The organism is Ramlibacter sp. WS9 (assembly GCF_003797765.1).
Classification (GTDB): Bacteria; Pseudomonadota; Gammaproteobacteria; order Burkholderiales; family Burkholderiaceae_C; genus Ramlibacter.
Map to the genome: position 1 here is coordinate 1 of NZ_RKMB01000164.1, position 406 is coordinate 406.

Genomic DNA, 406 nt, shown 5'->3' on the forward strand with positions numbered 1-406 from the left:
GTCCCGAGCCGTTCGAGGTCGGTGGCCGCCTGCTCGCTGCCGGCAAGGCCGAGGTATGGGTCGGCAATGGCGCCGGCCTGGCCCAGCGCGGCGACGTGGAATTCGACTGAAAGGGCCCCAGCGCCCATCCAACGACAAGAATCGAGGAGTCACCGATGAATCCGAACAGCGAAGAGCTGAACGCGATCCGCGAGGGCGTACGTGCCCTCTGCGCCGAATTCGACGCCGCCTACTGGCGCCGCATCGACGAGCAGCGCGGTTTTCCCGAGGCCTTCGTCAAGGCCCTGACCGACGCCGGCTGGCTCTCGGCAATGATCCCGGAGGAGTACGGCGGTTCCGGCCTGGGCCTGGCCGAGGCCTCGGTGATCCTGGAGGAAGTCAACCGCTGCGGCGGCAACTCCGGCAC

At 68.2% G+C, this 406-nt stretch carries 1 protein-coding gene; it reads left to right on the forward strand.

Annotation, left to right across the window (positions count from 1 at the left end; all coding sequences use genetic code 11):
* Positions 1–155: 155 nt before the first annotated feature.
* The coding region (locus EEB15_RS33470; RefSeq protein WP_132549212.1) for an acyl-CoA dehydrogenase family protein at positions 156–406 on the forward strand (251 nt) is incomplete at its 3' end.